Origin of the sequence: Janthinobacterium kumbetense (assembly GCF_023703445.1) — a bacterium.
Taxonomy (GTDB): domain Bacteria; phylum Pseudomonadota; class Gammaproteobacteria; order Burkholderiales; family Burkholderiaceae_D; genus Janthinobacterium; species Janthinobacterium kumbetense.
Genome location: NZ_JAMQGR010000001.1, coordinates 563,416 through 587,046 on the forward strand (window position 1 = coordinate 563,416; position 23,631 = coordinate 587,046).

The window sequence follows — 23,631 nt, forward strand, 5'->3', positions numbered from 1 at the left end:
TCATTTCTTGATGCTCACTTTGGTCACTTTTTCCAGCAATTCCCTGGCCATGCGCTTAGCGGCCTTTTTATATGGGCGCAGATACAGCACGGCGCAGGCAAAATAGATGCAGACGATGGCCGCCTCGCCCCAGGCCATCCGGGCCGAGACGGGGTTCGTGTCGCTGTAGCCGCGCACCACGCCCTCCGTGAAGTACAGCAGGATCACCATCGACGACCATTGCAGGGTGTACACGTCGCGCTTGATGACGCCATACAGGGGAATGAGCAGGGGCGCCGCCTTGAGGACGACCCAGGAGCCGCCCGGCTGCAGCGGCGCGACGACGGTTTCCCACAGCACGCACCAGATGATCAGGGTGACGAGGCTGGCGATGGCGCCCCAGTGAAAATACTTGTGCAGTGCGCCGTGCATCACGCGCCCGCCAGTTTCGCGGCGTTTTCCGCCAGGCGCCGGCCCAGGGCGATGGCCAGGCGCTTTTCATCGTCGCTCAGGGCCTTGTCGCCGTCTATGCCAGACCAGTGCGTGGCGCCATACGGCGAGCCGCCCGTGGACGTCGTCATCAGTTCCGGATGCGTGTAGGGCAAGCCCATGACCAGCATGCCGTGGTGGAAGAGGGGGATCATCATCGACAGCAGGGTCGATTCCTGGCCGCCGTGCAGGCTGCCCGTGGACGTGAACACGCAGGCGGGCTTGCCGGACAGGCTGCCGGCCAGCCAGTCGCTGGCCGTGCCGTCCCAGAAGTACTTCATGGCGGCGGCCATGTTGCCGAAGCGCGTGGGCGAACCCAAGGCCAGGCCCGCGCACTCCTGCAGGTCTTCCAGTTCCACGTAGGGCGCGCCATCGGGCGGCACTTCCGGCGCCGTCGCTTCCGTCACCGTCGAGACGGCGGGCACGGTGCGCAGGCGGGCATCGCAACCAGGCACGCTTTCCACTCCCTGGGCTATCAACTCGGCCAACTGGCGCGTGGCGCCATGGCGTGAATAAAACAATACGAGAATAATCAGATTGGTTGGCTTCATCATTGGTATTATAGGGCGCTTTACAGCCTGATACGACTGCTGTCATGGCGCCGTTCTGATTTTGCACATGTTTTCAAAATATATATTCCCGTTCTTTCAATACCTGTGGCGCGCCCTGAGCATCGGGCTGGCCGTCGTGCGCGGCCTGACCTGGTCCGAAACGCGCGACCTGCTGCAGTTCGCGCGCCGCCGCGTGCGCGAGGAAAGCTTGCCGCAGGTGGCCGGCAGCCTGACGTTCGCCACCGTGTTTGCGCTGGTGCCGCTGCTGACCCTGGCCCTGGCGATCTTCACCACTTTCCCGCTATTTAATACCTTCCGCCATGCGCTGGAAGATTATTTCGTGCAAAGCGTGATGCCCAAGGGCATATCGAACACCATCCTCGATTATCTGACCACGTTCGCCTCGAAGGCCACGCGATTGTCGGCCATCGGCGCGGGCGCCCTGATCGTCACGTCGGTGGGCATGATGGGTTTGATCGAGCGCGTCTTCAACCGCATCTGGCGCGTGCGCCAGGAACGCCGCTGGACCAAGCGCTTGCTTGTCTACTGGGCCATCGTCACCCTGGGGCCGCTGCTGGTGGGCGTGTCGCTGACGGTGACCTCGCGCCTCTTCATGGCCACCAGCGGGGTGGTGGGCGCCGTGCCCTTCCTCGGCGCCGTGTTTTATACGCTGGTGTCGATCGGCCTGACCATGCTGGCGTTTACATTGCTGTACATCGCCGTGCCGAACCGCGACGTGGATTGGCGCGACGCGGCCTGGGGCGGCTTGCTGGCGGCGCTGGCGTTCGAGGTGGCCAAGCGGGGCTTCGGCGAATTCATCCAGGAATTTCCCACCTATTCGCGCATCTACGGCGCACTGGCCGCCTTGCCGCTGTTCCTCGTGTGGATTTACCTGAGCTGGATGATCACCCTCGTGGGCGCCTTGCTGGTGGCCGCCTTGCCCGTCGTGAAATACGAACGCTGGTGGTACGAGGCGGCGCCGGGCAGCGAATTCGTCGACGCCGTCGCCATCTTGAAAGTGCTGCACCAGGCTTGCCACTGCGGCGATTCGGCCCTGGTCGGCGCCGCCGAGATCCGCCGCAGCACGCGCCTGGGCTTCGAGGAAATGGAAACCCTGCTCGACAAGATGGTGCAGCAAGGCTGGGTGGGAAGAGTCAACGTGGAGGGCGCCGTGCGGGTGCAGTGGGGCAAGCGCGTGGCCGACAGTTCCGACCACTGGGTCTTGCTGGGCAATGTCAACCGCATCAGCCTGGCCGACGTCTACCGGCTGTTCGTCTTCGGCGGCATGCGCGTGAACTCCGGCTATCCGGCCGGTTCCACCAATGAACGCGATATCCAGGCGGCCGAAGAAGCGGCCGCCCTGGCGGCGCAGGTGGAAAACGCCGTGGAGCAGGGACTGGGCCTGACTTTGGCGCAGCATTTCGGCGCCGTCAAATGCAACTGAGCGGTCTTAACTGAGCGGTCTTAGTACACCACGGGCCGCAGGGCCGCCAGCAGCGCCGCTGCCTTGAATGCGGCCGCATCCTGCGCCCGCACCACACCCAGATAATACGTGTCTTCGCCGCCGTGCATGTTGATCAGGCGCAGCTGATGCGGCGCCAGGTGGGCGGCGATGGCGGCCAGGCCCTCGGCCATCGCGTCGCCATCCTCGCGCTCCGCCCACGAAAAATCGCGCAGCGCGGGCAGCTCGATATGCTGGACGATGCGCGGCACTTCATCGACGGCTTTCCAGTCCAGGGTGGTGCCGTGGCCCAGCGTGTGGGCGGCCGTGGACCACAGCAGGAAGAAACAGGCCGCTGCGGGCGTGTCGCCTTCGTATTCTTCTTCCGGATCGTCCTCCGCCAGCTCGTCGAGCGTGATGTCCACGCAGCGCGCGGCCAGGTCCGCGTCGCCTTGCAAGAGCAGGGCGGCCATGCTGCGCAACTGCGCGCGGTCGGCCTTTGCGAGGATTTGCTCGGGCGTAAAGCTGCGGCGCCTGACGGGTTTTTTCTTGCTCAGGCCCATGGCCTCGCTCAACTGGGCCGTGATGGCCGCCTTGAAGTTTTCCACGGTGTCGAACTGTTCCAGCAGCTGGCCCGTGAAATCCATGCTCCAGGCCATGCCATCCTTGACGACATATAAAAAGTCGCTTTGCACGGCGACGCCGCGCAAATGGTGGGCGGGCGGATACAAAGGCACAAACGCCTGCTTGCCGTCCAGTGTCAGCATGCACGCCAGGCCTTGCGCATCGATGGCGAAGATCAGGTTCTTGCGCAGCCTGGGCGGCGATGACGTCGTGGCGCAATCGATGGCTTCGTACTGGCAGGGTGCCAGCAGCTCGCCCTGGCTATCGACCAGGCCAAACAGGAAGCGGCCGGCTATGCGCTGGCTGACGATGGCAATCTTTTTCTTGGTGCCGAAATCCTGCACGGAGCTGTAGGCGGGCGGCACCACCATCGCGCCCGTGGCGTCCAGCACGCCGTGGACATTGCGCTCGTCCTGTTCGCCCGTCAGGCGCATGAAGTCGATATACCCATCGTCGCGCTGGCACAGGCTGTCCACGCCTTCGAGGAGCCGTGCGCCGTCCGGCAAGCGCCGGAGGCAGGTGGGGCCGTCCGGCACGACCTGGTGGAGCAGGTGGGGACCGATTACGTACAGGTCGCCGGGCGCGGGCGCCAGCACCACCGTGCCGTTCAGGTCCATGACGCCGTGCGCGTCGGGCTTGTCCGCCGTGGCAAAGGTGATCCAGCCATCGTCCGCGTCGCTGGCGTCCAGGTGAACGAGGCCCCGCGACAGCGGCGCGATCCAGCGGCCGTACGGCGTGACGAGACCCCGAATGTCCGGCTGCCCCGCCGCTGCCACCGCGTAGCACAGAGCGTCTTCCACCCATTCCCGCACTTCCAGGCCTTGCAGGAACGGCAGCGCATTCGCATCCAGTTCCTCGACATCGGCCAGCTGCGCATCGGCCGTGGCCGACCAGTAGCCAATGGCGGGCGATGCGGCGCCGGCACCCAGCAGGGGCGCCAGCGCTTCCTTGTCGCCGCGCTGCAGGGCAGAGTGCAGGGCTTGCGCCTCGGCGCGCAGGGCTTCGAGCCCGGCCGCGTATTGCGGCGTGTCGATATCGTGCGGGATCAGCTGCACGCAATCGAGGATCAGCCACGCCTGGCCTCCCGCCAGCAGGGCGCTGATGCCGGCGCGCGCGACGATGGCGGCCGCGTCGCGCGGCCTGTCCATCAGGGCGGACAAGGCTTGCCAGCTGGCCTGCGCCTGCGCCATCGGCGCGGCCAGCACGCAGGGGCAGTCTTCGCCATCGCCGTAGATGGGCCAGGCGACGGCTTGCGTGCCGGCGCCGATGAGCAGCTTGAACAGCATGGGGGTATCGAGCCGCCATTCGGCCAGGCCCGTGATCGTATCGGTGTCGAAGCCGGCCTGGCCGGGCAGGAAGGCGGTGCTGAACAGGGCTGCGGTATTGATCATTGATATTTGTCTAAAAGTGTACGGGGTATTCAGGGCGCTGGCGGCATGATCCAGTGCGCCAAGGCGCCGCGCTCCAGCCCCAGGCGTTGCGCCACGGCGGCCGCTTCGAAGGCCCACAGGCCGTAGTAGCCGCCCAGTCCCTGCGCGCGCAAATGGCCGTTGAACCAGTCTTCGCGCACCAGCGCGCCGTGCCAGCCGGCCAGGTAGTGTTGCAGGTGCTCGAGCTGCTGCGCGCGGTCGTCCGCGTCGAGGCAGTCGTACAGGGCCGTATAGGGTTCGGCGAAATACCATTCGTCGACGGCGGGACGCTGCGGATCGATGGCGGACAGCAGCGCCTCGTACACGCCATCTTCGCCATCGAAGGCCGTCTGCAGGGCGGCCAGGCGCCTGGCCAGGTCGTGGCGGCTGAACAGCAGGCTTGCGCCCAGCAGCTGCAGGGTGCGCGCGTAATCCGTCAATTGTTCGAAATCAAAGGCGGGCAAGCCATCGTCAGCGTAGGCCGCGGCCAGGGCTGCGCGCGCCGTTTCGCAGGCGGCGACGGCCGCTTCCAGCGCCGTTTCCACGTCAGGCAAGGGCAAGCCTGCCGTGTAGCGCAGCGAGAAGACCTGGTAAGCCGTGCTGGCGGCCGCGCAAGCCCAGTAGGCGTCGTCGCCGCCATCGTTTTGTGCCTGTGCCTGCGCGCGGACATAGGCAGCCAGCAGGGCGTCGAGGTAGGCCAGGTTGCGGGCGAAATCGAACGCAGTGTCGTACGTCTCGGGCGGCGCCTGGCGCGGTGCATGGTGCCAGGGTGCGGATGCCGGCGGACAGGCATCGGCGCAATCGCGCTGGATGGCCCAGTCGGCGAAGACTTGTTGCAGATACTGCGCCGTCTCGTCGTCGTGCGCGATGGCGCCCGCGCCCACCAGGGTCGTGCCCAGCAGGGTGTAGCCGGGAAAGCGGCTGCTCTCGTAGGCGATGGTGGTCACGCTCTGGATGGCCTTGCCGTCGCTCAGGTCGCGCACGCGGAAGTACACGTCGTCCCAGCCGGCCAGCGGCGGCGCCGGCTGGCCTGCCGCCACGGTGCTCCAGCTGCCGTCGGCCTGTTCTTCATAGGCGTCGAGCAGTTCGTCGATGCCGCCGGGGCGGTCGATGCGGTTGTTGGCGTCGTATTGCAGGCCCAGTTCGGCCGCGAAAGCCGCCGCGTGGCGGCCCGCGAACACCAGGTACTGGGCGTTCAGGGTGCCGACCAGCAGGTCGGATTCTTGTCCGGCCACGCCGAGCGCCTGCGGCAGCCGGTACCAGTGGTGGCCCGGGATGCCGGCCATGGGACCGCCTTCGGCCGCCTGCGGATTGGCGCAGCGCAGCTGTTCCAGCCATTCATAGCGTTCGCGCCGCGCCGCTTCCGTGCCGCTGCCGCGGCCTGTCAATTCGTCAAACAGGGTATTCAACAACATGGTGCATCTATCCTAAAAAACATGTGCGTGGCGTCATGCCGGCGTGCTTTGCGCAAACGCAAACAGCGCGTCGAGCACGGCGTCCGGTTGTTCGGCCATCAATTCGTGCCCGCTGTCGACCTGCACCACGGTGCCATGCGCGATGCTTGAAGTCAGCAAGCGGGTCGATTTGGGGGGCGTCATCATGTCGCGCGCGCCGAAAATGAATAAAGTGGGGCAGTGTACCGAAGCGGCGGCGATTTCGCCGTTCGCGTAGGCATTGCAGGCGAAAAAATCCGTGTGGAACACGTGATCGGGGTTGAGGGCGGCGATGCGCTGCTTCAGGCGCCGCGCGCCGCCCATGGCATAAAAGCCCGGGCCGGGAAACGACGGCTTTTGCGCGATCGACGAGTGCGACCAGATATTGACCATGTCGATGGCCGCCTGTACATCGCTCAGCGACGTTTCCAGCAGCGCGGGCGAAACCTTCATCGGGTAGGTGGACCCCAACATGGCCAGGTGGCTGATCCGCCCGGGCGCCAGGAATGCCGCTTCCAGCGCGATCAATGAACCCATGCTGTGACCGGCCAGCATGGCTTTGGGCGCGCCGGCCGCGTCCATCACGGCCAGGATCCAGTGCGCCAGGTCGGTCACATTGTCCTTGGCCTTGCCCCCGCTGCGGCCGTGTCCCGGCAAGTCGACGGCCAGCACGTTCCAGCCGTGGTGGGCAAAGTAGCGCGTCTGCAGGGCCCACACGGAATGGTCGTTCTGCGCGCCGTGGATGAAGACGGCCGTCGGTTGATTCGGGTCAAAAGCTTTGCCGCCCGTGTAGCAGTAGGCGGTGGTATTGTCGATGGTGAACAGCATCTCAGGCGCCTTTCTGCGACAGTTTCAGGCCACGGGCCAGGTCTTCGATCAAATCGTCCGCGTCTTCCAGCCCCACCGATAAACGCATGGTGCCCTGCGTGATGCCCGCCTGCGCCAGCTGATCGTCGGGCACGCGGAAATGCGTGGTGGAGGCGGGGTGGATGACGAGCGACTTGGCGTCGCCCACGTTGGCCAGGTGCGAAAAGATCTTCAGGCTGTCGACAAAGCGCTGGCCGGCCGCGCGGTCGCCGCGCAGGCGGAAGGTGAACACGCCGCCCGCGCCTTTCGGCAGCAGGGTTTTCGCCAGTTCGTAATCGGGATGCGACGGCAGCTCGGGGTAGGACACGGATTCCACGGCCGGATTGGCCAGCAGGAAGTCGATGATCTTGCGCGTATTGGCCACGTGGCGGTCCATGCGCAAACCCAGGGTTTCGACGCCCTGCAGGATGGCGAAGGCATTGTGCGGGCTCATGACGGCGCCGAAATCGCGCAAGCCTTCGCGCCGCGCGCGCAGGGCGAACGGCGCCACCGTCGATTCCTCGGCGAAGACCATGCCGTGGAAGCCCTCATACGGTTCGCACAGTTCGGCGAAACGGCCCGTCTTGTCGTAGGCCGCCTGCCAGTCGAAGGTGCCGCCATCCACGAGCAAGCCGCCGATGGCCGTGCCGTGGCCGCACAGGAACTTGGTGGCCGAGTGGAATACCAGGTCGGCGCCATGCTCGAAGGGGCGCAGCAAATACGGCGTGGTGAAGGTCGAATCGAGCATCAGCGGCAGGTGGTGCTCGTGCGCCAGGGCGGCAATCCGGGGGATGTCGAGCACGTCGAGGCCGGGATTGCCCAGGGTTTCGGCGAACAGCACCTTGGTATTCGGGCGGATGGCGGCGCGCCAGGCGTCCACGTCGCGCGGGTCGACGAACGTCGTGGCTATGCCGAAGCGTTTCAAGGTGTAGGCCAGCAGGTTCTGCGAGCCGCCGTACAGGGCGCGCGAGGCGACGACGTGCGAGCCCGCGCCCGCGATGGTGCATAAACCCAGGTGCATGGCGGCCTGGCCGCTGGCCGTGGCGATGCCGGCCACGCCCCCTTCGAGGGCGGCGATGCGCTCTTCCAGCACGGCGTTGGTGGGATTCGAGATGCGCGAGTACACGTGGCCGGCCCGCTCCATATTGAACAGCGAAGCCGCATGCTCCGAACTCTTGAAGGCAAACGAGGACGTGAAATGGATGGGCGTGGCGCGCGCGCCCGTGGCCGGGTCGGGCGCCGCGCCCGCATGCAGGGATAAAGTGTCGAAACCGGGGTATTTCGGGCCGCTCATGGTGTCTCCGCCAAGTTTTATAGTGGCAAGATCGTAACCTGATTTGCATCTGAGCAAAAGGGCTCGTGTGCAGGGCGCATGGCGCCGTGCTGGCGGGGGGCGTGTGTAACCTGCAGTGTAAAAAAAGTGACCGCTGCGGTGCGGCGGTGGTAGGATACCGGATCAGCGATATTCGGGCTGTTTGACCTGTGCGCGTGCGCCGCGCCGCAGGGAAGGCTGCTACGTGCCAGCGAAATCCTGGGCTTCAGGCGAACTCTCATCGCATGTCCACCAGGAAAGATTTTATGCCCGCAATATCGTTCGACGGCGCCCTTGCCGTACCCGGACCTTCTATCGTCGACGGCCTGTGCCACGCAGGCTGGCTCATGCAAGAGCATTTTATCTCCCCTGAACTGAGCCGCCAGCTGGCCGCCGAATGCGTGCAATCCATGCTCAGCGGCAAGATGAAGGGCGCCGGCGTGGGCAGCGGCCATGCGCCGCTGTTGCAGCCGGACATCCGCGGCGACCATATCGAATGGCTGGAAACGGGCAGGTCAAGCGCTTGCGACCGCTACCTGGAACACATGGAAGCGCTGCGCTGCATGCTCAACCGCGAGCTCTTCCTGGGGCTGGACGAGTACGAAAGCCACTTCGCCCTGTACGCGCCGGGCGCCTTTTACCGGGCCCATCTGGACCGTTTCCGCGACGACGACAAGCGCACGGTGTCCGTCGTGCTGTATCTCAACGATGACTGGCTGCCCGAGCACGGCGGCGCGCTGCGCCTGCACCCGCAGGGCGGCGAGCACGTCGATATCGCGCCGCAGGCGGGCCGCATGGCGATGTTCATGTCGGGCGAGATGCTGCACGAAGTGTTGCCGACGGCGCGCGAGCGCCTGTCGATCGCCGGCTGGTTCCGCCGCAGGGCGTGAGAAAAACTACTGCGCGTCGCGGGGCACGGCCGGCGATGCTCACGGTACTCGCGTACCGCTGCGCTTCTCGGCCGCGCCGCGCATCCGCTCGCTACGTTTTTCTTGCCCGGCAATCCCCCTCGATTTGATTGCGCGCAAGGCTGGATTTTTCCGCAGGCATAGGCTACAGTCGCAGTAAGGGCTAGAATAACTAAAATACCAATCACGCGGACAGGACGGCCAATATGAAAGTATCTGAAATTCTCCAAGTCAAGGGCAATATCCTCTACACGGTCACGCCTGACCAGCCCCTGCTTGATGCGGCCAATACCATGGCTGAAAAGGACATCGGTTCGCTGGTGGTCATGGAGTTTGGCGACCTGGTCGGCATGCTGACCTTCCGCGAAGTGTTGAACGCGCTGCATGAAAACGCGGGCCAGATCGGCGGCGGCACCGTGCGCAAGCACATGGACGACCACCCGATCACCGTCACGCCTGACACGGAAGTCAATGAAGTGCGCCGCATCATGCTGGAAAAGCATGCGCGCTACCTGCCCGTCATGAATGCCAAGACCTTGCTGGGCGTCATTTCTTTCTATGATGTGGCGCGCGCCGTGCTCGAAGCGCAAAGCTTTGAAAACCAGATGCTCAAGGCCTATATCCGTGACTGGCCGGCCGAAACCACCGACTAAGCTTCACTCATGCAGTAAAAACAACGCCGGCAACTGCCGGCGTTTTGCATTGTCTATCCAGGGTGGCGCCTATGCCGCGCCCTGCAGTGCTTCATTGTTGAGCCAACTGCCCAGCGCCGTGGCCGTCATGGGGCGGGCGAACAGGAAACCTTGCGCCATGGGGCAGCCCAGCGCCTGCAGGATCTGCGCCTGGCGCTCGTCTTCCACGCCTTCCGCGATCACGGCCAGGCCCAGGTTGCGGCCCAGCTGAATGACCATTTCGGCGATGCTGCTGCCGCGCGCGGAACCCGTGATTTCCGTCACGAAGGCGCGGTCGATCTTCAGGCGGTCCACTTGCAGGCGCTGCAAATAGGATAGGGAGGAAAAACCCGTGCCGAAGTCGTCGATGGCGATGCTCACGCCCGTTTGCTTGATCTGCCACAACATCTTGATCAATAAATCAGGCTCTTCCATGGCCATCGATTCCGTGATTTCCAGTTCGATGAACTCGGGCGGCGCCTGCGTCTCTTCCAGCGCGGCGCGCAGCATTTCCAAAAACAGGGGGTGGCGGAATTGCACTTGCGACACGTTGACGGACATGACGAAGTTGCGGTGGCCCTGCTCGCGCAGCAGCACCAGTTCGCGGCATGCCGTGCGCAGCACCCATTCGCCCAGGTCGATGATGATGCCGGAATACTCGGCAATGGGAATAAATCGGTCGGGCGAGATGAACTTGCCGTCCGGCGTCTGCCAGCGCAGCAGCGCTTCGGCGCCCACGGGGCGGCGCGTGGTCAGGTCGATCTGCGGCTGGTAGACGACAAACAGCTGGCCCTGGCTGAAAGCCGTGCGCAGCGCATGCATCATGCGCACCCGTTCGCGGATTTCGATGCCCATGCTGCGCGAGAAATAGAAATGCCCGGCGCGTTGCTGGCTTTTCGCCCGTTTCAGGGCGATATCGGCATCTTTCAGCGCATCGGCGCCCGTGCCCGCATGTTCGCCCAGCCGCACCAGGCCCAGGGTGGCGGACAATTGCACGTCCTGGCCATCGATGCTGAACGGCGCCTGGAACAGGGCCAGGATCTTGGTCGGATTGACTTGCGACGAGTCGCCCAGCACGCAAAAGATGTCGCCGCCCAGGCGCGCCACGGTCAGCTGCGGGCCCAGCTGGGTTTGCAGGCGTCCCGCCACGGCCACGAGCAGCATGTCGCCGAACTGGTGGCCCAGCGCGTCGTTGGTCTCGGCAAAATGGTCGAGGTCCACCAGCGACAGGGTGGCGTCGTCGCGCGCGGGGCCGGCCAGGGTGGCGTCGAGGATTTCCACCAGGCGCGTGCGGTTGGGCAGCTTCGACAATTGGTCGTAGAAGGCGGCATTGTGCAGGTGCGACACCAGTTCGACGTTGTCGAGACCCACGGCGACGTTGCTGCAGAATACTTCCAGCAGGCTTTCATCGATGGCCGAAAGGGGGCGCGGCAGCACCAGGTAGGCGGCCGCGTCGCGGCTGGCCTTGCCCGCGAAGTACAGGGTGGCGTAGTCGTGCGCATACACATTGCGCCGCTGCGCCAGCGTGTGCTCGACGGCGGCCATCACGCGGGGGTTTTGCAGGCCGCACAGGGCGCTGTGCGGCAAGCTGGAAAAGCTGCCCGTGCAGGCCGAGACGAGCAGCTCCCGCGAACCATTGTCCTGCAAGTCTTGCACGCACAGCACGCCGTCGGCGCGGATGCCCAGCAGGTCGGCGATCTGCGCCAGCACGCCGGCCGAGAAGTTTTGCACGCCGTGCAGCGCCATCAGCTGCGTGCTGGCGTGGACGATGCGGTCCAGGCCGCGCCGGCTGCTGCTGATCGAACGGATCTGCTCGTACGAGCGGATGGCTGCCGTCACCGTGGTAAACAGCTTGATGCGCGTCAATTCGGACTTGGTCTTGTAGTCGTTGATGTCGAAATCGCGGATGGCGTCGATTTCCGGCGCATAGCCGGGCTGGCCCGTGCGCAGGATGATGCGCACATCCGTCATCTTGAGGGTTTCGCGGATATAGCGCACCAGGTGCAGGCCCGCGTCATCCTGTTCCATCACCACGTCGAGCAGGATGACGGCGATGTCGTCTTCATGCTTGAGCAGTTCGCGCGCCTGGCCGGCCGAATACGCATGCACGAATTCCAGCGGGCGGTGCTGCATTTCCAGGTTGCCCAGGGCGAAAGTGGTGGTGGAGTGGACGTCTTCATCGTCATCGATGATCATCACCCGCCAGACGCTGCGCGGTGCGACGGCCAGCGGCGCCGCTGGTTGCTCATCGAGGAATACCAGGTCGTCGTGATCGTCCTTGTTGGCGTCAAGGGGGATGATCGGTGCGGGCATGTATAGCTTCTCCAGGATGACTCGATATTTTTACGAGCGCGTCACAAAAAGCCCATGGCGTTGTTGCGTTGCCTCGCCGTACTTGCGTACTGTCTTCGGCAACGCGCCTAGCCCTGGGCATTTTGTGACGTGCTCTCGGCGCAGCCCAAATGCGGTTTGGTAACCTGTATTGTGTAGCGCGCTTTGATCCAAGTATATAGCTATTTAATAAGCAAAATGTTTTTTTAAGTCTATTCTGTGGAGCAATATTTCTTGAATTGCATGATTGCAACTCATATTTGGTGTTTTTTATATGAAAAAAAACACGGTATTTGAAAATGGCGATTTTGGCGGGGCAATATCGGCCTTGCTGCGGCATTAGCGGCATGGCATGCCCCGCAGGCTGGTAGAATTGAGTTTTCCAGTCCTCACACTTCCTACTATGTCCGGCAATTCTTTTGGCAAGCTGTTTACTGTTACCACTTTCGGCGAATCGCATGGCCCGGCCATCGGCTGCGTGATCGATGGTTGTCCTCCGGGATTGATCCTGTCGGAAGCCGATATCCAGCCCGAGCTGGACCGCCGCAAGCCCGGCACGTCGCGCCATGTGACGCAGCGCCAGGAATCGGATACGGTGGAAATCCTCTCCGGCGTGTACCAGGGCGTCACGACGGGCACGCCGATTGCCCTGCTGATCCGCAATGAAGACCAGCGCAGCAAGGATTACGGCAATATCGCGGAAAGCTTCCGCCCCGGCCACGCCGACTACACCTACTGGCACAAGTATGGCGTGCGCGATCCGCGCGGCGGCGGACGCTCGTCGGCGCGCCTGACGGCGCCCGTCGTGGGCGCGGCGGCGATCGCCAAGAAATGGCTGCTGCAGCAGTACGGCACCACGTTCAAGGGTTGCATGAGCCAGCTGGGCGACATTCCCGTGCCGTTCCAGTCGTGGGAGCACGTGCATGCGAACCCGTTCTTTGCCGCCAGCGGCGACGCGGACCTGATCGCGCGCATGGAAGAGGCCATGGACCAGCTGCGCCGCGACGGCGATTCCATCGGCGCGCGCATCGACGTGATTGCGCAAAACGTGCCGGTGGGACTGGGCCAGCCCATCTACGACAAGCTGGATGCCGACATCGCCTACGCCATGATGGGCATCAATGCCGTCAAGGGCGTGGAAATCGGCGCCGGTTTCGATTCGGTGGCGCAAAAGGGTTCCGAGCACGGCGACGAACTGACGCCGGAAGGTTTTATCGGCAATAACGCCGGCGGCGTCCTGGGCGGCATTTCGACGGGGCAGGATATCAGCGTCTCGATCGCCATCAAGCCGACCTCGTCGATCCGCACGCCGCGCCGCTCGATCGACAAGGAGGGCAATCCCGTGATGGTGGAAACGTTCGGCCGCCACGACCCGTGCGTGGGCATCCGCGCCACGCCGATCGCCGAAGCCATGCTGGCGCTGGTGCTGATCGACCACGCGCTGATGCACCGCGCGCAATGCGGCGATGTGTCGGTATCGACGCCGAAGTTGAAGTAAGTTTTAGCAGCTCGCGGCGGAAGAGCTGGGGTCAGACCCGCCGGGTCCGACCCCAGATTTTGCATTTGTGGCGAGAACTGACAGTATTAAGCCACCTTATTCGCCACCAATTCCAATTGATGGCGCATCTCCACCGACTGCACCAGCAACGCCCGGATATCGTTGATCAGGTTGAACTCCGTCTGGTTCAACTGGATCGGCGGGAAGCTGTCGTCCCAGTCGCCGTATAAAAATCCCGTGGGGTGGCCGTTGGCCGACAGGGGCAGCACGACGAAGCTGCGCGCTTCGGACAGCGTCGCTTTCCACCATTGCGGCAGCTTGGCGGCAAATTTCGGGTCGCGCGCGTTGTCGATGAAGATCACGCGGTCGCTGTTGAGGGCCGCGTGGAAGACGTTCGGTTCATACGCGTCGCCAAACACCATCAGGTCCTGCAAGTCGGCCATGCCTTCGCCCATGCTGATGCGCGCCGAATACAGATGATCCCTGTGGTTGCGCACGAACGCCACCGAGCGCGAAAAATCGAAGCCCTGGTGCAGCGTTTCGAGCGCCATCGAGACCATCTGGCCCGGGCTGGCGCTGCCGATGGCGCCGCGCAGGTCGGCCAGGCCGCCGATCAGCACGCGGTTGCCTTCGGCGCGCATGCGCGTCGACGCCAGCTGGCGCGCGCGCCGCTCGGCCGGTTTCGACAGGGGCGCGATCGACAGGTCGGCCGCCGCCATCGCCTTGGCCTTGTCCACGGCCACCACCAGGTCGGTCGCGGTGATGCCCAGGGTGCCCGCATAATCGTCGATCAGCGCGTGCACCTGCGCCGCGCCGGCCGCATCGTCATGCCACAGCGAGTCGGCGCAGCGCGCCGCCATCGTCGACAGGCCCGCCATCCAGTCGGCGCCGCTGACGGGCGCATTGTCCGGCGACGGATCCATCGGACGCATGCCGTTGATCAGGTGTTGCGGCAAGCCCCAGTGGGCGGCCGTGGCATAGCCCACCTCCGGCAGCGACAGGCCAAGGATTTCGCGCGCGGCGGCCGCCTCGTTGCCGGGACCCGCATGCGCCTGCATGCGCGCCCAGAAGTCCGTCATGTAGAACGTCACCATCATGCGGCCCAGGGTGTGCAGCATCGAGCAGACGACGGCTTGCTCCGCCTGCAGGCTGCCGGCGCTGGTGGCCACCTGCTGCGCCACCATCCCGGCCAGCACGGCCTTTTCCATTTCCACGTGGGCGCTGACGGAATCGGGCGAGGCCTGCGACAGTTCCTCGATCAGTTTCAGTCCCAGCGCCAGGTGGCCGATGGCGTCGATGCCCAGCACCAGCACTGCCTTCGAGACCGTGTTGACGCGCTGGCCGAAGGCGGAATACATGCCGCTGTTGGCCAGCCGCAGCACCTTGTGCGTGAGGACAGGGTCGGACAGCACCGTTTGCGTGATGTCGAATTCGTGGTCATCCTCGCCGCGCATGGCGCCGAGGATGGCGCTGATGGCCTTCGCGAAGCCGGGCATGTCGCCCTGCTGGCGCGTGCGCGCCCACAGCAGGTCCAGGGTGTTTTTGCCGAGCTGTGTCGGCGCCGTGAAATGACCTGGATTCATTGCACCCCTCCGCGCGGTTCATTGGCAGACGGCGCAGGCACCAGCGCCGCATAGGTTTTGTCGCTCAAGGCCGATAGCGCGGCGTGCGCCGGCATCGGTTTGCCCGTCAGGTAGCCTTGCACATACTGGCAGCCGCGCGATTCCATGAAGTGCATCTGCTCCTCGGTTTCCACGCCTTCTGCCACCACGGACAGGTTCAAATGCTTGGCCAGGTCGAGAATGGTGTTGCAGATGGCCGCATCCTTGCTCGATTCGGGCAAGTCCTTGATGAAGGTGCGGTCGATCTTCAGCACGGAAATGGGGAAGCGCTTCAGATACGCGAGCGAAGAATAGCCGGTGCCGAAATCGTCGATGGCGATGCGCGCGCGGCGCTCCGTCATCTTGACGAGGATGGTTTCCGCATGCACGGGGTCGATCATCAGGGTGCCTTCTGTAATTTCCAGCACCAGGTGTTCGCCGGACAGCCCCGAAAACGCGATGGCGTCGTCGAGGATGTCGAGGAATTTGTCGTTGCGGAACTGGCGCGGGCTGATGTTGACGGAGATGTACAGCGGCCGTTTGGCCACTTCCTGGAATTGCTTGAGCTGCACGCAGGCCGCCTTCAGCGCCCAGGCGCCCAGCAGGTTGATCAGCCCATTGGCTTCGGCAATCGGAATGAAGCGCACGGGCGGCACCAGGCCCAGGGTCGGGTGCTTCCAGCGCATCAGGGTTTCGAAACCCTGGATCTGCCGCGTGTGCGCATCGACGATGGGCTGGTAAAAGAGTAAAAACTCGCCTTCGCGCACGGCGTGGAACATGGCCGCTTCCAGCGAAATATCGTGTTCCGACGGGCCGTTCAGGCGCGGGCTGTAGACCAGGCAGCGGGCCTTGCCCGTTTCCTTGGCGCGCGACATGGCCGCATCGGCCAGCGCCACCAGGCGCACTTCATCTTCCGCATGCAGCGGATAGATCGATACGCCGACCGAAGCGCCCACGTAGATCGTGTGGCCATCGACTTCGAACGGCGCCTGCAGGGTCGCCAGCAGGCGGCCCGTCACCAGCTTGATCTGCGCGTCCGTGGCGCTGCCGGGCAGCACGGCGACGAATTCATCGCCGCCCACGCGCGCCAGGGTGTCGCTGTCGCGCAGCGTCTTGCGCAGGCGCGCCGCGGCCAGGCGCAGCACGGCGTCGCCGACCGGGTGGCCCAGGCCATCGTTGACCTTTTTAAAGCCATCGAGACCGATCGTGGCGACGGAAAAGCCCTGGCCCGAACGGGCGGCCTGGGCGATCACCATGCGGATGCGGTCCGACAGCAGCAAACGGTTCGGCAAGCCCGTGAGCGCATCGTGCGTGGCCATGTGGCGCAGCCGTTCTTCCGTATTGTGCTGGGCCGACGTGTCGCGCCCGACCACCAGCAATTCGGCCACGCCGGCCGCGTTCATATATGAGGACAGGCGCAGCTCGAACCAGATTTCCTGGTCCGGCGTCTGCAGCCGCACTTCCAGGCGGCCCGGTTCTTCCAAGGCGTCTTCCAGCGCCGCCTGCAGCGCCGCGCGCGACGCTTCGGCGGCCAGCGGCAGCAGCAAATGGCCGGACAGGCCCGCGGGTGCGCCAAACAGGGTGGCCGCGCGCTTGCTGGCGAACAGGATCAGGCCGTCCGTATCGAGCCGGAACACGACGTCGCCTGCCTCTTCCATGAGGTTGTCCAACTCGTGGCGAGCCTCGCGGTGGGCGGCGGATGGGGTACTGGAAAACATCGTGCTGGCTTTTACCTTTTTGTTATCAGTGCCGGCGCTCGCTGCAGGGCAGGGCGCCAACGGAAAGAATGCATCGTGCGTGACGCGTGCCATAGTGGCCGGAAGGCGGCTATCGGAACGCGATCCACACGAAATGTATCATTGAAAAGCACCCGATTACATGAAATAGAGCAACATTGCTTCAGGTTTTGTAAATATTCCTGCCTTCCATGAAAAAAATCATGCCGCGCGACACACGCAGGCATTTTCGTTCCACATGGAAACATTTATCTGCGCTTGCTTCCACTGGCGCGCTTGCCCCGCCATGCGCTTTGCGCTAGTCTGGCTGGCAGACGGTGTTGACGGTGCGCCAGCGACGGCAAGGGCGCCATGATAACAAATCGCGGGAGACCTCCATGAATGCCTTTGACACGCATGAAGTTTTCAACCAGGCCACGCCCTTTGAAAACGTCAATCTGTTCGCCTGCGACCCGGCGCTGATAGAAGCGCTGCTGCGCGAGGGCGGCGGCGCGGCGTTGCAGGAGCTCGACGCGCTGGGCGACAGGCTGGGGCGCGCCGAGACCTATGCGCTGGCGCGCCTGGCCAATATCCACACGCCCGAGCTGCAGCAGTTCGACCGGGCCGGGCGCCGCATCGACGAGGTGCTGTTCCATCCGGCCTGGCATGAGCTGATGGCCATCCTCGTGGGCGCCGGCGCGCACGCTTCGCCGTGGGCGTCGCCCGGTCCCGGCGCCCAGGTGGCGCGCGCGGCCGCTTATCTATTAGTGGGGCAGGTGGAAAACGGCACGCAATGTCCCGTGACGATGACGTATGCCTCGGTGCCGGCTTTGCGCCAGGCGCTTGATCTGCCGCAAATCGCGCAGCGCTGGCTGCCGAAAATCCTGTCGCGCGACTACGATCCCCGCTCGCTGCCCGTGGAGCAGAAGCGCGGCGCCCTGGTCGGCATGGGCATGACGGAAAAGCAGGGCGGCTCCGACGTGCGCAGCAACACCACGCGCGCTACGCAGGTGCCGCCGGCCGAGGCGCAAGCGCTGTTCGGCGACGAGGCCGCCGGCGCCTGGCGCATCGTCGGCCACAAGTGGTTTTTCTCGGCGCCGCAGTGCGACGCGCATCTGATCCTGGCGCAGGCGGACGAGGGGGGATTGTCGTGCTTTTTCCTGCCCCGCTACCTGCCCGACGGCAGCCGCAATGCCATCCGCGTGCAGCGCCTGAAAGATAAACTGGGCAACCGCTCGAACGCCTCGTCGGAAGTGGAATTTACCCATGCCTACGGCTGGCTGGTGGGCCAGCCGGGGCGGGGCATTCCCACCATCCTGGAAATGGCCAGCCATACGCGCCTCGATTGCGTGCTGGGTAGCGCCGGCATCATGCGCGCCGCCTTGACGCAGGCGCTGCACCATGCGCGCCAGCGGGCCGTGTTCGGCAAGCCGCTGGCCGAGCAGCCGCTGATGCAAAACGTGCTGGCCGACCTGGCGCTGGAATCGGAAGCCGCCACGGCGTTTGCGCTGCGCCTGGCCCGCTGTTTCGATGAAAAGGATGATGCAGGGCAAGCCATGCTGGCGCGCGTGCTCACGCCGGCCGGCAAGTACTGGATTTGCAAGCGCGGTCCAGGCTTCGGCTTCGAAGCGATGGAGGTGCTGGGCGGCACAGGTTATGTGGAAGAGGCGCCGCTGGCGCGTCTGTATCGCGAATTGCCCGTCAATTCGATCTGGGAAGGCTCGGGCAACGTCATGTGCCTCGACGTCTTGCGCGCCTTCGGCAAGTCGCCGGCCGCGCGCGACGCGCTGGCGGCCGAGCTGGCGCTGGCCGGCGATGAGCACCCCGCCTTTGCCGCCTACCGCACGCGCCTGCTGGCTGACCTGGATGGGCCGCAGACGGACGAATTTGGCGCGAGGCAACTATCCGAGCGCATCGTGCTGGCCGTGCAGGCGGGATTGCTGCTGCGCCATGCGCCGCCGTTCATCGCGCAAGCGTTCCTGCAGTCGCGGCTGGCGCAGGCGCCGGGCGGGGCGTATGGCCGCTTGCCGGCAGGCACCGATTGCGCGGCCATCCTGGCGCGCGCGCTGCGCGAGTACTGAGTTTGCCTCCGCTTGTGTATGCAATTATTTCGAAAATTCCGGCCACAGGCGGGCTGGGGGCTGGGATAATGCTGCAATCCATCATTTTATCGATACACAGCGCGCTTGCGGCCCAGGCTTGCCGCCGCGCCAGCTAGCATAGAAAGAAAAACAATATGAAACAAGATCCACGCTTCCCGAATTTGTTCATTACCGATCACCCTTTGATCCAGCACAAACTGAGCCACATGCGCGAGCACGACACGTCGACGCGCACCTTCCGTGAATTGCTCAAGGAAATCACCTTGCTGATGGGCTATGAAATCACGCGCGACCTGCCGCTGACCACGCGCGAAATCAAGACGCCGCTGGTGACCATCGACGCGCCCGTCATCGCCGGCAAGAAGCTGGCCATCGTGCCCATCCTGCGCGCCGGCATCGGCATGAGCGATGGCTTGCTGAACCTGGTGCCATCGGCGCGCGTGGGCCACATCGGCGTGTACCGCGACCCGGCCACGCACATGCCCGTGGAATACCTGGTGCGCCTGCCTGACCTGAACGAGCGCACCTTCATCTTGTGCGACCCGATGGTGGCGACCGGCAATTCGGCCGTGTATGCCGTCGACGTGTTGAAAAAACGGGGCGTGACGGACGAACAGATCATTTTCCTGGCCCTGGTTGCCGCACCGGAAGGCGTGACCGTGTTCCAGAATGCGCATCCGAACGTCAAGATGTTCTGCGCTTCGCTCGATTCGCACCTCGACGACCACGCCTACATCGTGCCGGGCCTGGGCGACGCCGGCGACCGCATCTTCGGCACCAAGTAAACCGGTTCAGGCGAGTATTGCGATGGCAACCTTGATCGACCCGGATTTTCGCGCGCGTTTGCGCGCCCTGAATGAAAAATATGCGGCTGGCGTGCCGGCCCTGATGCAGGCGATCACGCAGGCAAGCGGCCGCTGCGACAGCGAAGGCCCCCGTCTGGAGCCGCTGACGGAGCTGCACCGCGCGCTGCACGCGGTGGCCGGCTCGGCCGCCACCTTCGGTTTTGCCGCGCTGGGGCAGGAGTGCCGGCGCCTGGAACAGCTGGTGCGCGCCATGCTCAATGCCCCTGCGCAAGCGGTGGCGGATTGGCCTGGCGTGCGGGCGCAGGTGGTGGCGTTACTGGACTGGGCGGGACGCGACGCGGCGGCCACCCATTTCACCGCCTAGGTGACCTCGCGCATAGTCATGTGGTTGCAATGATTCATTTGATACAACGCAAAGCACCCGCGTCGCAGATTAGGATATAGTGTGTCCATGCCGCTGGTACAGGGCGCCGCAAGACGGGGATTTGGCTATTAAAGTAGTGTTCGCAAGTTTATTTTGCGAAAGAATGGTTTTTCTCAGTTTTGTTGGTATAATTGGGCATCGTTGGATTCGAGGTAGTAGTGCAGTTTGTCTGTCATTTCTTTCTTGCTTCAAACGATATAACGGGCGCAAGCCCAACTTAACTGAAATAGGAAATTGTAATGGCAACTGGCATCGTAAAATGGTTCAATGATTCGAAGGGTTTCGGCTTTATTACCCCTGACGAAGGCGGCGAAGATCTGTTCGCTCACTTCTCGGCTATCCAGTCGAACGGCTTCAAGTCCCTGCAAGAGAACCAACGCGTTTCTTTTGAAGTGACCGCTGGCCCTAAAGGCAAGCAAGCTTCGAACATTCAGCCAATCTAATACGCTGGATCAAACGAAATAAAGAAATCCTCGGTCTCCGAGGATTTTTTTTCGCCTGAATTTCCGTGAGGCATGGGTTTTGTATGCGTTTGATGGGCTACGCGGCCTCTGCGCGGCTGTCTTTCGGCTACTTTGCCTCATTGCCGGCGGGTAGGCTTGCCTGGTCAGCGCAAGTCTCTAAGCCGAGCTCTGCGGTGTTCCCATTGATGTTACGACGCCGGACAAAACCGACGCGCAGCAGGTTCGATCCCGCGTCCTCAAATAGCCCGTTCGCGCCAATAGTCTGGCTGTGAGTATGAGTGCCTTAAAAAATCCACGAACGCCCGTATGCGCAGCGGCAAGTGGCGGCGCTGGGCGAACACGGCGTAGATATCGTTGCCCGGGGCGGCGAACTGGTCCAGCACCGTCACCAGCTGGCCCGAGGCGATCTCGGCACCCACTTCCCACATCGAGCGCCACGCCAGGCCCTTGCCGGCCAGCGCCCAGTCGTGCAGCACTTCGCCATCGTTGCAGACCATATTGCCGGCCACCTTTAAAATCACATTCTTGCCGTTTTCGCGGAAAGTCCAGCCCCGCTGGCTGCCTTCGCTGCTGATCGCCAGGCAATTGTGTTTCGCCAGGTCGGCCGGGATGCGGGGCGTACCCGCCCGTTTCAAATAGGCGGGCGAGCCGACGAGCACGCGCTGGTTGTCCGCCAGCTTGGTGCTCACGAGCGAGGAATCGGACAGGCTGGCGATGCGGATGGCCACGTCGATGCCTTCGCCGATCAGGTCGACGAGGCGGTCGTTCAGATTCAGCGACACCGTCACGTCGCGGTGCTCGGCGACAAACGAGGGGATCAGGGGCGCCACGTGCTGGCGGCCGAAGCCGGCCGGCGCGGAAATGAGCAGGTGGCCGCTGGCCTTCACGCTGCGCTCGGCCACGGCCGCTTCCGCCTCTTCCAGTTCGACCAGGATGCGCTGGCAATCTTCCAGGAAGGCGGCGCCTTCATTCGTCAAGGCCAGCTTGCGCGTCGTGCGCTGGAGCAATTTGACGCCCAGGCGCTGCTCCAGCGCATCGAGGCGGCGGCCTATCATGGCTGGCGCGATGCCTTCCGCGCGCGCGGCGGCCGACAGGCTGCCCTTGGCCACTACTTCGACGAACGTTGATATTTGTCTGAACTGGCCCATGTCGTGCTCCCGCAATGCCATCACTTGTGATAAAAACGCATAGATGAAGTGATTTTTAATCTCGTTTCCATGCCTTATAGTGCAATACTATAGAACAAACGCGCCGCCCGGCAGAGTGTTTTTGCGCCTCTGTCCAGCTTGCCTGCGCAGTCGTTCGGCTTATACTTGGATCACCAGATTACCTTTGCTTATATTTACTAAAAACCGGAGAACTTCATGACGCAGAACACGATCGCACTTCCCGAAGGCATGCAAATCACGGGTGCCATTGCACCCGGCTACGAACAGATCCTGACGCCGGCCGCGCTGGCCCTGGTGGCCAAGCTGACGCGCGCCTTCGAGCCGCGCCGCCAGGAATTGCTGGCCGTGCGCGTGGAGCGGGCCAAGCGCCTCGACGCGGGCGAGCGTCCTGATTTCTTGCCAGAAACCGCACACATCCGCGACGGCGACTGGAAGATCGCGCCGATTCCGAAGGCGCTGGAATGCCGCCGCGTGGAAATCACCGGACCCGTCGAGCGCAAGATGGTCATCAACGCCTTCAATTCCGGCGCGGACAGCTACATGACGGACTTCGAAGATTCGAACACGCCGAACTGGGATAACCAGTTGACGGGCCAGATCAATATGTTCGACGCCGTGCGCAAGACGATTTCGCTGGAGCAAAATGGCAAGTCCTACAAGCTGAACGACAAGATCGCGACACTCGTCGTGCGTCCGCGCGGCTGGCACCTCGATGAAAAACACGTGCTGGTCGACGGCAAGCGCATTTCCGGCGGCATTTTCGATTTCGCGCTGTTCATGTTCCATAACGCCAAGGAACAACTGGCGCGCGGCGCCGGCCCGTATTTCTATCTGCCGAAGATGGAATCGCACCTGGAAGCGCGCCTGTGGAACGATATCTTCGTCATGACGCAAAACGAGTTGGGCTTGCCGCAGGGTACGATCAAGGCGACCGTGCTGATCGAAACCATCCTGGCCGCCTTCGAGATGGATGAAATCCTGTACGAGCTGAAAGAGCACAGCTCGGGCTTGAACGCGGGCCGCTGGGATTACATCTTCTCGTGCATCAAGAAATTCAAGCTGGACAAGGATTTCTGCCTGGCCGACCGCGCCAAGGTTACGATGACGGCGCCCTTCATGCGCGCCTACGCCTTGCTGCTGCTGAAAACCTGTCATAAACGTGGCGCACCGGCCATCGGCGGCATGGCAGCCTTGATCCCGATCAAGAACGATCCGGAAAAGAACGACATCGCCATGGGCGGCGTGCGCAACGACAAGGCGCGCGACGCCACCGACGGCTATGACGGCGGCTGGGTGGCCCATCCGGGCCTGGTGGAACTGGCCATGGGCGAGTTCACGAAAGTGCTGGGTGACAAGCCGAACCAGATCGAGAAACAGCGTCCCGACATCGACGTGAAAGCGTCGGACTTGCTGAATTTCCAGCCGGAAGCGCCGATCACGGAAGCGGGCTTGCGCTACAACATCAACGTGGGCATCCACTACCTGGGCAGCTGGCTGGCCGGCAATGGTTGCGTGCCCATCCACAACCTGATGGAAGACGCCGCCACGGCCGAGATCAGCCGTTCGCAAGTGTGGCAATGGATCCGCTCGACCAAGGGTGTGCTGGAAGATGGCCGCAAGGTGACGGCCGAGATGGTGCGCGCCATGATTCCGGAAGAGCTGGCCAAGGTGCAACGCGATGCGCCGGGCGGCAATGGCCCGACCTATGTGCGCGCCGGACAAATCTTCGAGGAAATGTCGACGTCGGAATCGTTCGCCGAATTCCTGACCTTGCCGCTGTACGAAGAAATCTGATCCTGATCAACTAGATCGATAAAAAAATCCCGGCGATGCATACAAGCATCGGCCGGGATTTTTT

At 63.6% G+C, this 23,631-nt stretch carries 19 protein-coding genes; 9 read left to right on the plus strand and 10 right to left on the minus strand.

Going from position 1 to position 23,631, the window contains the following annotated elements; translation table 11 throughout:
• Together NCG91_RS02430 and wrbA are read right to left on the minus strand one after the other, a co-directional pair.
• Nucleotides 1–411 carry a DUF2069 domain-containing protein gene (locus tag NCG91_RS02430; protein WP_251348422.1) on the minus strand — a complete coding sequence of 137 codons (411 nt, stop codon included), beginning with the start codon at nt 409–411 and terminating at the stop codon, nt 1–3.
• Nucleotides 411–1,019, minus strand: coding sequence for an NAD(P)H:quinone oxidoreductase (wrbA, locus tag NCG91_RS02435; RefSeq protein WP_251348423.1), 609 nt, complete (start codon nt 1,017–1,019; stop codon nt 411–413). Before wrbA ends, NCG91_RS02430 begins: the two co-directional genes overlap by 1 nt.
• Before the next feature lie 67 nt (nt 1,020–1,086).
• Between wrbA and NCG91_RS02440 the strand changes: the two genes are divergently transcribed.
• Nucleotides 1,087–2,463 (plus strand): YihY family inner membrane protein, encoded by a 1,377-nt coding sequence (locus NCG91_RS02440; RefSeq protein ID WP_251348424.1) that lies wholly within the window; start codon nt 1,087–1,089, stop codon nt 2,461–2,463.
• A 20-nt stretch (nt 2,464–2,483) separates the two neighbouring features.
• On the opposite strand, the gene NCG91_RS02445 is transcribed toward NCG91_RS02440, so the two are convergent.
• Genes NCG91_RS02445 through NCG91_RS02460 form a run of 4 tightly spaced genes read right to left on the minus strand, consistent with a single transcriptional unit; the run spans nt 2,484 to nt 8,066 of the window.
• Nucleotides 2,484–4,475, minus strand: a complete 1,992-nt coding sequence (locus tag NCG91_RS02445) for a DUF6630 family protein (protein WP_251348425.1) — start codon at nt 4,473–4,475, stop codon at nt 2,484–2,486.
• A 29-nt stretch (nt 4,476–4,504) separates the two neighbouring features.
• On the minus strand, nt 4,505–5,908 hold the full coding sequence (locus NCG91_RS02450; protein WP_251348426.1) for a PoNe immunity protein domain-containing protein: 1,404 nt from the start codon (nt 5,906–5,908) through the stop codon (nt 4,505–4,507).
• Nucleotides 5,909–5,941: 33 nt separating this feature from the next.
• Nucleotides 5,942–6,754 (minus strand): alpha/beta fold hydrolase, encoded by an 813-nt coding sequence (locus tag NCG91_RS02455; RefSeq protein ID WP_251348427.1) that lies wholly within the window; start codon nt 6,752–6,754, stop codon nt 5,942–5,944.
• A 1-nt stretch (nt 6,755) separates the two neighbouring features.
• Nucleotides 6,756–8,066 carry an O-acetylhomoserine aminocarboxypropyltransferase gene (locus NCG91_RS02460; protein WP_251348428.1) on the minus strand — a complete coding sequence of 437 codons (1,311 nt, stop codon included), beginning with the start codon at nt 8,064–8,066 and terminating at the stop codon, nt 6,756–6,758.
• Nucleotides 8,067–8,350: 284 nt separating this feature from the next.
• Between NCG91_RS02460 and NCG91_RS02465 the strand changes: the two genes are divergently transcribed.
• Together NCG91_RS02465 and NCG91_RS02470 are read left to right on the plus strand one after the other, a co-directional pair.
• Nucleotides 8,351–8,974 (plus strand): 2OG-Fe(II) oxygenase, encoded by a 624-nt coding sequence (locus tag NCG91_RS02465; protein ID WP_251348429.1) that lies wholly within the window; start codon nt 8,351–8,353, stop codon nt 8,972–8,974.
• Between the two features lie 224 nt (nt 8,975–9,198).
• Complete coding sequence (locus NCG91_RS02470; protein WP_010398828.1) at nt 9,199–9,645, plus strand: CBS domain-containing protein; 447 nt, start codon at nt 9,199–9,201, stop codon at nt 9,643–9,645.
• 69 nt (nt 9,646–9,714) lie between these two features.
• Here NCG91_RS02470 and NCG91_RS02475 read toward each other — a convergent pair whose 3' ends face one another.
• Nucleotides 9,715–11,976, minus strand: a complete 2,262-nt coding sequence (locus NCG91_RS02475; protein ID WP_251348430.1) for a putative bifunctional diguanylate cyclase/phosphodiesterase — start codon at nt 11,974–11,976, stop codon at nt 9,715–9,717.
• Nucleotides 11,977–12,397: 421 nt separating this feature from the next.
• On the opposite strand from NCG91_RS02475, the gene aroC reads away from it, so the two are divergent.
• Nucleotides 12,398–13,492, plus strand: coding sequence for a chorismate synthase (aroC, locus tag NCG91_RS02480; protein WP_046682932.1), 1,095 nt, complete (start codon nt 12,398–12,400; stop codon nt 13,490–13,492).
• A gap of 86 nt (nt 13,493–13,578) precedes the next feature.
• Here aroC and NCG91_RS02485 read toward each other — a convergent pair whose 3' ends face one another.
• On the minus strand, nt 13,579–15,075 hold the full coding sequence (locus NCG91_RS02485) for an HDOD domain-containing protein (protein ID WP_251348431.1): 1,497 nt from the start codon (nt 15,073–15,075) through the stop codon (nt 13,579–13,581).
• Complete coding sequence (locus NCG91_RS02490; RefSeq protein ID WP_251348432.1) at nt 15,072–16,751, minus strand: putative bifunctional diguanylate cyclase/phosphodiesterase; 1,680 nt, start codon at nt 16,749–16,751, stop codon at nt 15,072–15,074. The genes NCG91_RS02485 and NCG91_RS02490 overlap by 4 nt, the downstream gene beginning before the upstream one ends.
• Before the next feature lie 455 nt (nt 16,752–17,206).
• Here NCG91_RS02490 and NCG91_RS02495 point away from each other — a divergent pair, with 455 nt between their 5' ends.
• The 4 genes from NCG91_RS02495 to NCG91_RS02510 all read left to right on the plus strand — a co-directional run bounded on the left by NCG91_RS02495 (nt 17,207) and on the right by NCG91_RS02510 (nt 20,583).
• On the plus strand, nt 17,207–18,889 hold the full coding sequence (locus NCG91_RS02495) for an isovaleryl-CoA dehydrogenase (RefSeq protein WP_251348433.1): 1,683 nt from the start codon (nt 17,207–17,209) through the stop codon (nt 18,887–18,889).
• A gap of 155 nt (nt 18,890–19,044) precedes the next feature.
• Nucleotides 19,045–19,695 (plus strand): uracil phosphoribosyltransferase, encoded by a 651-nt coding sequence (upp, locus tag NCG91_RS02500; protein WP_010398816.1) that lies wholly within the window; start codon nt 19,045–19,047, stop codon nt 19,693–19,695.
• A 22-nt stretch (nt 19,696–19,717) separates the two neighbouring features.
• On the plus strand, nt 19,718–20,080 hold the full coding sequence (locus NCG91_RS02505; RefSeq protein WP_251348434.1) for an Hpt domain-containing protein: 363 nt from the start codon (nt 19,718–19,720) through the stop codon (nt 20,078–20,080).
• 299 nt (nt 20,081–20,379) lie between these two features.
• The gene (locus NCG91_RS02510; protein WP_010398811.1) at nt 20,380–20,583 is read left to right on the plus strand and encodes a cold-shock protein; all 204 of its coding nucleotides are present in this window, start codon (nt 20,380–20,382) and stop codon (nt 20,581–20,583) included.
• Between the two features lie 257 nt (nt 20,584–20,840).
• On the opposite strand, the gene NCG91_RS02515 is transcribed toward NCG91_RS02510, so the two are convergent.
• Complete coding sequence (locus NCG91_RS02515) at nt 20,841–21,752, minus strand: LysR family transcriptional regulator (protein ID WP_251348435.1); 912 nt, start codon at nt 21,750–21,752, stop codon at nt 20,841–20,843.
• Between the two features lie 216 nt (nt 21,753–21,968).
• Between NCG91_RS02515 and aceB the strand changes: the two genes are divergently transcribed.
• On the plus strand, nt 21,969–23,567 hold the full coding sequence (gene aceB, locus NCG91_RS02520) for a malate synthase A (RefSeq protein WP_251348436.1): 1,599 nt from the start codon (nt 21,969–21,971) through the stop codon (nt 23,565–23,567).
• The last annotated feature ends 64 nt before the right edge of the window (nt 23,568–23,631 follow it).

Bases quoted from the DNA above. Each gene is read 5' to 3' on its own strand.
- NCG91_RS02430 (WP_251348422.1), bottom strand. From the start codon at position 411: ATGCACGGCGCACTGCACAAGTATTTTCACTGGGGCGCCATCGCCAGC.
- wrbA (WP_251348423.1), bottom strand. From the start codon at position 1,019: ATGAAGCCAACCAATCTGATTATTCTCGTATTGTTTTATTCACGCCAT.
- NCG91_RS02440 (WP_251348424.1), top strand. From the start codon at position 1,087: ATGTTTTCAAAATATATATTCCCGTTCTTTCAATACCTGTGGCGCGCC.
- NCG91_RS02445 (WP_251348425.1), bottom strand. From the start codon at position 4,475: ATGATCAATACCGCAGCCCTGTTCAGCACCGCCTTCCTGCCCGGCCAG.
- NCG91_RS02450 (WP_251348426.1), bottom strand. From the start codon at position 5,908: ATGTTGTTGAATACCCTGTTTGACGAATTGACAGGCCGCGGCAGCGGC.
- NCG91_RS02455 (WP_251348427.1), bottom strand. From the start codon at position 6,754: ATGCTGTTCACCATCGACAATACCACCGCCTACTGCTACACGGGCGGC.
- NCG91_RS02460 (WP_251348428.1), bottom strand. From the start codon at position 8,066: ATGAGCGGCCCGAAATACCCCGGTTTCGACACTTTATCCCTGCATGCG.
- NCG91_RS02465 (WP_251348429.1), top strand. From the start codon at position 8,351: ATGCCCGCAATATCGTTCGACGGCGCCCTTGCCGTACCCGGACCTTCT.
- NCG91_RS02470 (WP_010398828.1), top strand. From the start codon at position 9,199: ATGAAAGTATCTGAAATTCTCCAAGTCAAGGGCAATATCCTCTACACG.
- NCG91_RS02475 (WP_251348430.1), bottom strand. From the start codon at position 11,976: ATGCCCGCACCGATCATCCCCCTTGACGCCAACAAGGACGATCACGAC.
- aroC (WP_046682932.1), top strand. From the start codon at position 12,398: ATGTCCGGCAATTCTTTTGGCAAGCTGTTTACTGTTACCACTTTCGGC.
- NCG91_RS02485 (WP_251348431.1), bottom strand. From the start codon at position 15,075: ATGAATCCAGGTCATTTCACGGCGCCGACACAGCTCGGCAAAAACACC.
- NCG91_RS02490 (WP_251348432.1), bottom strand. From the start codon at position 16,751: ATGGAAGAGGCAGGCGACGTCGTGTTCCGGCTCGATACGGACGGCCTG.
- NCG91_RS02495 (WP_251348433.1), top strand. From the start codon at position 17,207: ATGAATGCCTTTGACACGCATGAAGTTTTCAACCAGGCCACGCCCTTT.
- upp (WP_010398816.1), top strand. From the start codon at position 19,045: ATGAAACAAGATCCACGCTTCCCGAATTTGTTCATTACCGATCACCCT.
- NCG91_RS02505 (WP_251348434.1), top strand. From the start codon at position 19,718: ATGGCAACCTTGATCGACCCGGATTTTCGCGCGCGTTTGCGCGCCCTG.
- NCG91_RS02510 (WP_010398811.1), top strand. From the start codon at position 20,380: ATGGCAACTGGCATCGTAAAATGGTTCAATGATTCGAAGGGTTTCGGC.
- NCG91_RS02515 (WP_251348435.1), bottom strand. From the start codon at position 21,752: ATGGGCCAGTTCAGACAAATATCAACGTTCGTCGAAGTAGTGGCCAAG.
- aceB (WP_251348436.1), top strand. From the start codon at position 21,969: ATGACGCAGAACACGATCGCACTTCCCGAAGGCATGCAAATCACGGGT.